General features: G+C 39.2%; 5 protein-coding genes. 3 read left to right on the top strand and 2 right to left on the bottom strand.

Features of this window, described 5'->3' with window-relative positions; genetic code table 11:
- The first annotated feature begins 105 nt into the window (after positions 1–105).
- The 3 genes from ACXITR_RS13400 (at position 106) to ACXITR_RS13410 (ending at position 2,803) form a co-directional block, all read left to right on the top strand.
- A complete protein-coding gene (locus ACXITR_RS13400; protein WP_457997725.1) occupies positions 106–2,112 on the top strand; it encodes a ribonuclease catalytic domain-containing protein in 2,007 nt (668 codons plus the stop codon).
- 87 nt (positions 2,113–2,199) lie between these two features.
- Complete coding sequence (locus tag ACXITR_RS13405; RefSeq protein ID WP_457997726.1) at positions 2,200–2,457, top strand: hypothetical protein; 258 nt, start codon at positions 2,200–2,202, stop codon at positions 2,455–2,457.
- On the top strand, positions 2,447–2,803 hold the full coding sequence (locus ACXITR_RS13410; protein ID WP_457997727.1) for a type II toxin-antitoxin system RelE family toxin: 357 nt from the start codon (positions 2,447–2,449) through the stop codon (positions 2,801–2,803). The genes ACXITR_RS13405 and ACXITR_RS13410 overlap by 11 nt, the downstream gene beginning before the upstream one ends.
- Before the next feature lie 23 nt (positions 2,804–2,826).
- Here the strand turns inward: ACXITR_RS13410 and ACXITR_RS13415 are convergent, their stop codons facing one another.
- Together ACXITR_RS13415 and recQ are read right to left on the bottom strand one after the other, a co-directional pair.
- Positions 2,827–4,509 carry a protein kinase domain-containing protein gene (locus tag ACXITR_RS13415; RefSeq protein WP_457997728.1) on the bottom strand — a complete coding sequence of 561 codons (1,683 nt, stop codon included), beginning with the start codon at positions 4,507–4,509 and terminating at the stop codon, positions 2,827–2,829.
- A gap of 234 nt (positions 4,510–4,743) precedes the next feature.
- A complete protein-coding gene (recQ, locus tag ACXITR_RS13420; RefSeq protein ID WP_457997729.1) occupies positions 4,744–6,864 on the bottom strand; it encodes a DNA helicase RecQ in 2,121 nt (706 codons plus the stop codon).
- Between the last annotated feature and the right edge of the window lie 215 nt (positions 6,865–7,079).

The raw sequence follows: 7,079 nt of genomic DNA on the forward strand, positions 1-7,079 counted from the left end.
TAATTTCTGGGATTAATGTTTGATTAGGGTTTGGCTTTACACATTTGCCTAATAATCTTAAACTTGATTATGTTGCTCATCAAATCATAGTAAGAAGGGTTCAGGGTGGAAAAAGGAACACTAGTAGAATTTAAGGTTAATGGCGATCGCCGTTTAGCAGTTATCGACAAACCAGAAGGAAAAAAAGATTGGATTGCCATAGACAAAAATGGGACTAATCATAAGGTTAGACCGCAAAAAATTGATTATCATGTGAAGGGTGAATCCTTTAAACCTTCAGATATTGAACAGTTTAGTCAAGAAGTAGAGAAATATTTAGATCCCTCTAGCCTAGAAATCGCTTGGGAATTATTAGTAGAAGAATCAACCCCCATCACTCCAGCAGAACTTGCAGGGTTAATTTTTTCTGAAGAAACCCCCCTTCTTTGTTACGCATCTTACCTACTATTATCTGAGGATAAAATATACTTTAAAAAGAAAGCCGATGTTTATGAACCTCGCTCTGCCACCCAAGTAGAGGAAATAAAACATCAGATCGACATTGAAACCCAAAAAAGGAAGGAAAAAGAAGAATTTTTCGAGAGATTAAACCAAGCCTTGAGGGGGGAAGAAGTTCAATGGACAGATAATGATTTGATTAAACTAGATTTTGTTGAGCGATGGGTATTACAACCCGATAACCCTCCAAAACAAGCCCAAGAGATTTTAGAAAACATTGATAGATCTAAAACTGTTCAAGAAGCATGGCAGTTATTGATTGACCTGAAATTATGGAGCGAACATGAGAATTTATTCTTGCGTCGTAGCTCCTATCCTAACAACTTTCCTTTAGAGGTAGCAGAAATGGCTCAATCAATCATTTATAACATTTCTAAAGGGATAGAAATACCAGATCTTCAGCCTCGCCTAGATTTAACCCATCACAAGGTATATACCATCGATGATGAAAGCACCAAGGAGATTGATGATGGTTTGAGTGTGGAAACCCTCGCCGATGGCAGTTTACGTTATTGGATACATATTGCTGATCCTACTCGCTTAATTAATCCCCATGATGAGCTAGATTTAGAAGCCCGTAAACGTAGTACCAGTTTATATTTACCCACGGGCATGATTCCCATGTTTCCCCCTGTTTTGGCGACCGGACCTATGAGTTTGGTGCAAGGTCAAATTTGCCCTGCCCTTAGTTTTGGGGTTACCCTTGATGAATCTGGGGCGATCAAGGATTATGAAATACACTCTACCTATATCAAGCCCACTTACCGCCTTACTTACCATGATGTGGACGAAATGCTACATTTGGATATACAGGCCGAACCAGAAGTTAAACAATTGGCAGAGGCTTCTAAGTTGCGATCGCAATGGCGCCGAGATAATGGCTCGGTAATGATTTCTATGCCAGAGGCGATTATTAAAGTACAAGGAGAAGACGATGTAACCATTGAGTTATTACATGATTCCTTTTCCCGTACCTTGGTGGCGGAAATGATGATTCTGACGGGGGAAGTGGCAGGGCGTTTTTGCCAAGAGCATGATATTCCCGTGCCTTTCCGTGGACAACCTCAGCCTGATTTACCCCCCCATGAAGAACTGATTTTACTGCCAGCGGGCCCCGTGCGCTCGTCTGCCATTCGCCGTTGTATGCCCAAAAGTGAAACGGGTTTATCTCCCATCCGTCATTCTAGCTTGGGTTTAAATGCCTATACTCAGGTGACATCTCCCATTCGTCGCTATACTGATTTACTAGCTCATTTTCAAATTAAAGCCCATTTACGGGGGGATGAGTTACCCTTTGCAAGGGATGAGATGCAGTCCATTCTCTTTAATGTTACTTCTACTTCTTCCGAGGCGGTATTGGTGGAAAGACAAACTAACCGTTATTGGACCTTGCAATATTTACAACAACATTCTGATGAGACATGGGAAGTGTTGATGTTGCGTTGGTTACGGGAAGATGATCGTCTTGCTTTGATTTTATTTGAAGATATAGGTTTAGAATTTCCCTATAAGTGCGATCGCCCTGTAAAATTAGGAGAAACATTCATGCTCCAAGTGGCTTATTGTGATCCCCATCGGGACGAAATTCGCTTCAAAGAGGTGATTACTAATTAGTCAGATAGAGATAGGGTGTGCTATTTGGTATCTGAGCTTAACGGGTGAATAGTTCAAGGAATTGCTAAAATCAAAATTGACCTAAAAGTGATTAATTATATGAATGTTTATAAAAAACATCTAACCATCAATAATTCTCAGGAATTAACTCTAACTGATTTACCATTTAAAGCTGGTCAAAAAGTAGAAGTAATCATTTTAAGTAATAATGGTCAAGAGAATACAGATGCCCATGAAACTTCGACAGAAAAACTAATAGAAGGAATTTATCAAGGTTTACACGAAGCAATAACAGGTAAAACTATTCCTCTTGACAAAATGTGGGAAGGTATTGATGCAGAATAGCTCACCCTTAATTCACATTGAACTAACACCACGTTTTCAAAAAGATTTACGAGAACTTTTTAAACGCTATCGCTCTATTCGTACTGATATTCAACCCTTAATTGAGCAACTGCAACAAGGAGAATTACTTGGAGATAAAATCAAAGGAGTTAAATATCAAGTTTTTAAAGTTCGTGTAAAAAATAGTGATATTCAGAAAGGAAAAAGTAGCGGTTATAGAGTTATTTATTACGTAAAAACAGAAACAGCAATTATTTTGGTTACCATTTATTCCAAATCTGATTTTTCTGACATTGGTAACGACATTATTAAAAATGCGATCGCACAATATGAAGAAGAACCATAGTAATTTGTTCACATTCAATAATTTTATTGTCTTGACTGCGTCACCCTAATAAATTGAGAAGAAGAAATTTTTGGTACTCCATTACTGTAGGTGATGGTAAAATTTCTTTGCTCTCTTTGGGTGGTACCATCAGGATAATGATAAGTGTTAGAACCTACTAGGGTAATAGAATCCGCTGATTGGGATGTCACCCTCAAATCCTCCACCGTCACTTTATCGAATTGCTGGAAAAAACTACGGCTAAATTGACCTTGCATGGATGGAGAAAAAAGTGCGATCGCACTGTCAAACTGCCTTGACGACACATAGGAATATAACGATTGTACAGTCTGCACCGCTTCCCCCGTTGAGAGGGTAGGAGTATTAGCAGGGGGCGCAGTGGGAGGAATTTCGGGAGTAGGAGGAGTAGAAGGAGGGCTAGGAGGAGGATTATCATTATTCACAGGGGGATTCTCAGGGGCATTACTTCCCCCAGAATTTTCATCCTGCACAGGGGGAGGATTAGAAGAATTATCATCAGAAACCACGGGATTTTGAGGGGCGATAGGAGTTACAGGGGGATTTTCTGGACGCACAGGGGAAGTAACCACCGTTTCCTCATTTTCCTCCCCATCTACAATGTCATCCTCTCCATCAACCTCCTCCTCTACCCCATTATCATTACCCACCACTAGCTGATTATTTTGCCGAGGTTGGGCAAAGAAAAAACCTGCTATTAATGCCATTAATATTACCAATACCCCCATAATTGCCTTGAGGGGATAAGCAAAAGTAGAATCCGAATCTTCTGGGGCTTCGTAGTCGAGGCGAGGAGTTATTACCTGAGTTTTTACAAAAGTATCCGAAGGGGAAGATAATCTGGTGGTTGCCACGGGGCTAGATATGGGAATATTTTGCTCCATAATAGCCAATAAATCTTGGTACATTTCCTCGGCGCTGCGATAACGGCTAGGAATATCTATTTTTGTAGCCTTTTCTAAAATTTCCTGAAAACGAGGCTCTAAATCTGGCACATAATCTTGCCATTGCAAATCCCCCGTAACCGTATCAGAAGGAAACTCGATGGGAGATTTTCCCGTAAGACAATAAATCATAGTCAAACCAAGGGCGAATAAATCGGAACTAAAAACCGTACGCCCCAAACTTTGCTCAGGAGCCATAAAACCCCTTGTACCAACAATTACAGAGCTGACAATGGAGCCATCGGCGGTGGTAAAACTCCCCATTTTTTCCTTTACTGCCCCAAAGTCGATTAACACGGGTAGATTATCTTTTTCTCGGATGATGATATTTTCTGGTTTAATGTCTCGATGGATAATATTTTGACTATGGATATATTTCAATACTTCCAAAAAAGAAAGTAAAATTTCCTTAGTCCTATCAGGGGAAATAACACCTATTTGATTAAGGCTTTTTCCTTGTATATATTCTTGTACTAAATAGTATCTTTCATCGTGGTGAAAGTAAGCATAAAGAGTGGGAATTTGTTTACAATTTTCCCCCAAGTCTTCTAGGGTAGAGGCTTCTTTTAAAAACAATTTTTCTGTTAATTCGGACTTACTCTTATCATGGATTGGTTTGAGGGATTTTACCACTACTCTTTTTTGGGTAGGGCTATGTAAATCTTTAGCAAGATGGGTTTCTCCAAATCCCCCAGTCCCTAAATGATTGATGATTTCGTATCTATTTAACAGTATATTATCCATATATAAAATTGATATAAATTATAAATAAAAAAATGAAGAGCTGACCTTAAATTTTAATAATCAGTAATTTAATATGACTACTATTTACTACTCTATTTTAGAATCACGAAAAAAATATGACATTCTTATGAAAATTGACGATAAATCATAACCTATTTAGATCTATTATTTTTAAGGGCAAAATCACTTTTAAACCATAATATTGATTAAAGTTTCATTATCAACTCTCAATTCTCAATTATTAATTCTTTTAAACCATGCCCTAACTAATTTAATTTCATCATAGGTATATTCATCGGGTAAATGCTCTTTAATATCTTTCAATTTTTGATGTCCTACCTTTTTGAGAATATCTAGGATAACCTTTTGTTTCTGGGTTGTCACAAAATTATCTATGGTAACAGGTTGATTCAATTCTATCAATTCGCTCAGATGGGATACGATGCTAGTAACAGACAAACCCCTTTCTTTGGCAATGTCGGTAATACCTAATCCTTGTTGATACAATTGTAGGGTTTTCATTTGAGTATTGGTAGGCAGTTGGAAGGGTAATTGTTTTTGTTGGATAAATGTTCTAATTTCTGAGATAAATATATCGCCATACTTATGTAATTTATAGTCGTTTACCCCAGAAAGTTGGGCAAATTTTGCTTTGGTGTCAGGTTGCATTTGTGCCATCACCTTGAGGGTGGAGTCGTGAAAAATGACGTAGGGGGCAATATTTTCTAAGTCGGCTAATTTTTTTCGTAGGGTTTTGAGTTGATTTAGTAAAATTTCTACTTCTATGGCTTGGGAGTTTAAATCTCTGGATATTTTTTTAACGGTTTTACCTTTGACGGCGATATATACTTTGGTTTCTCCTTTTAAAATTTTTTTGCTTTGATCGTTTATTTTGAGGATATTATATCCGTCGGTAGTTTGTCTGACTAATCCTTGATAGACGAGGGAGGTGGCTAGATTTTTCCATTCATCGCTGGTATGATCTTTTCCGATGCCATAGGTGGATAATAGGTGATGTCCATATTCGTAGATTTTTTTATCCCTTGAGCCTCTTAATACGTCTATGATATGTTTACTACCAAATCTTTGATTGGTGCGATAAACGCAGGACAAAAATTTTTGAGCTTCAATGGTCCAATCTTCTATGGGTTTGGGGTTTAGGCAGTTATCACAGTTACCACAATTACCTCTAAATTTTTCGCCAAAATAGTTGAGTTGAGGGATACGACGACAATAGTTAGTATCGGCATATTCAATTACTTTTGCTAGTTGGGCATAGGCAATTTTTTGCTCTTGGGGGTTGCTTTTTTGTCTGATGAAGTAATGAATTTTTTGTTTATCGCCAAGGCTATATAGGAGGATGCAATTAGCTTTTTCGCCGTCTCTTCCTGCCCTGCCCGATTCTTGATAGTAGCTTTCGATGTTTCTGGGTAAGTCGTAGTGTACTACTAAGCGCACATCGGGTTTATTGATGCCCATACCAAAGGCGACGGTGGCTACCATGATGCGTACATCGTCTCGGATAAATCTGGTTTGATAGTGCGATCGCACTTTATCGCTCAATCCTGCATGGTAAGGAAGGGCGCTAACCCCATCTCTGGCTAATCTATCGGCAATTTCTTCGGTACTTTTACGGCTAATGCAATAAACTATTCCTGAACCTTGGTGAGAACGGATAATATGGAGTAGTTGGTTATAGGCACGGGTTTCTTTGGGTTGTACTTCGTAGTAAAGATTTTGACGATTAAAACTGAAGCGATGAATTTGGGGATTACGCAGGTTTAATTCTTTGATGATGTCTTTTTGTACCCTGACGGTGGCGGTGGCGGTGAGGGCGATAATCGGCACTCGGGGAAATTGATTACGTAAGTATTTCATTTGACGATATTCTTGGCGAAAATCATGACCCCATTCTGAGATACAATGGGCTTCGTCGATGGCAAAGGCACAAATACCAATTTTTTGGGCGACGGTGTCTAAAAAGGGAGCAAATGCTTCACTTACGAGCCTTTCAGGGGCGATATACAGGAGTTTTATTTTCCCTGCCAAAATTTCCCTTTGACGCATTCTTGCTTCTTCATAGTTGAGGGTACTGTTAAGGTAGGTTGCCCCGATACCGTTATCCTGTAATGCCATAACTTGGTCTTGCATGAGGGAGATGAGGGGAGATATTACAATGGTTAAACCCTTTTGCAAGAGGGCTGGAAGCTGAAAGCAGAGGGATTTTCCACCCCCTGTGGGCATGATAACTAAAAGGTCTTTATGGGCGATCGCATCTTGAATTATTTTCTCTTGCCCGGGGCGAAAGCTATCATAACCGAAGTATTTTTTTAGGGATTCAGTGAGTAAAGACATTAGGATAGGCAATGGGGAATAGACAATGGGCAATGGTTAATATTTTATAATCATTTGCAAAATTACCCTGTCACTGTGAACTACTCAAATCCGCTACGCTGAGATTTGAGCTTCATCCTTCACAGGTTCGTGTCTCAAGACAGATTTACGCCCGCCTTTTGATCTTACCGATCCTCCAGATGCAGAGACGGCTGTTCCCTCCGCCTGTATTTTTC

Source organism: Cyanobacterium sp., assembly GCF_054166785.1.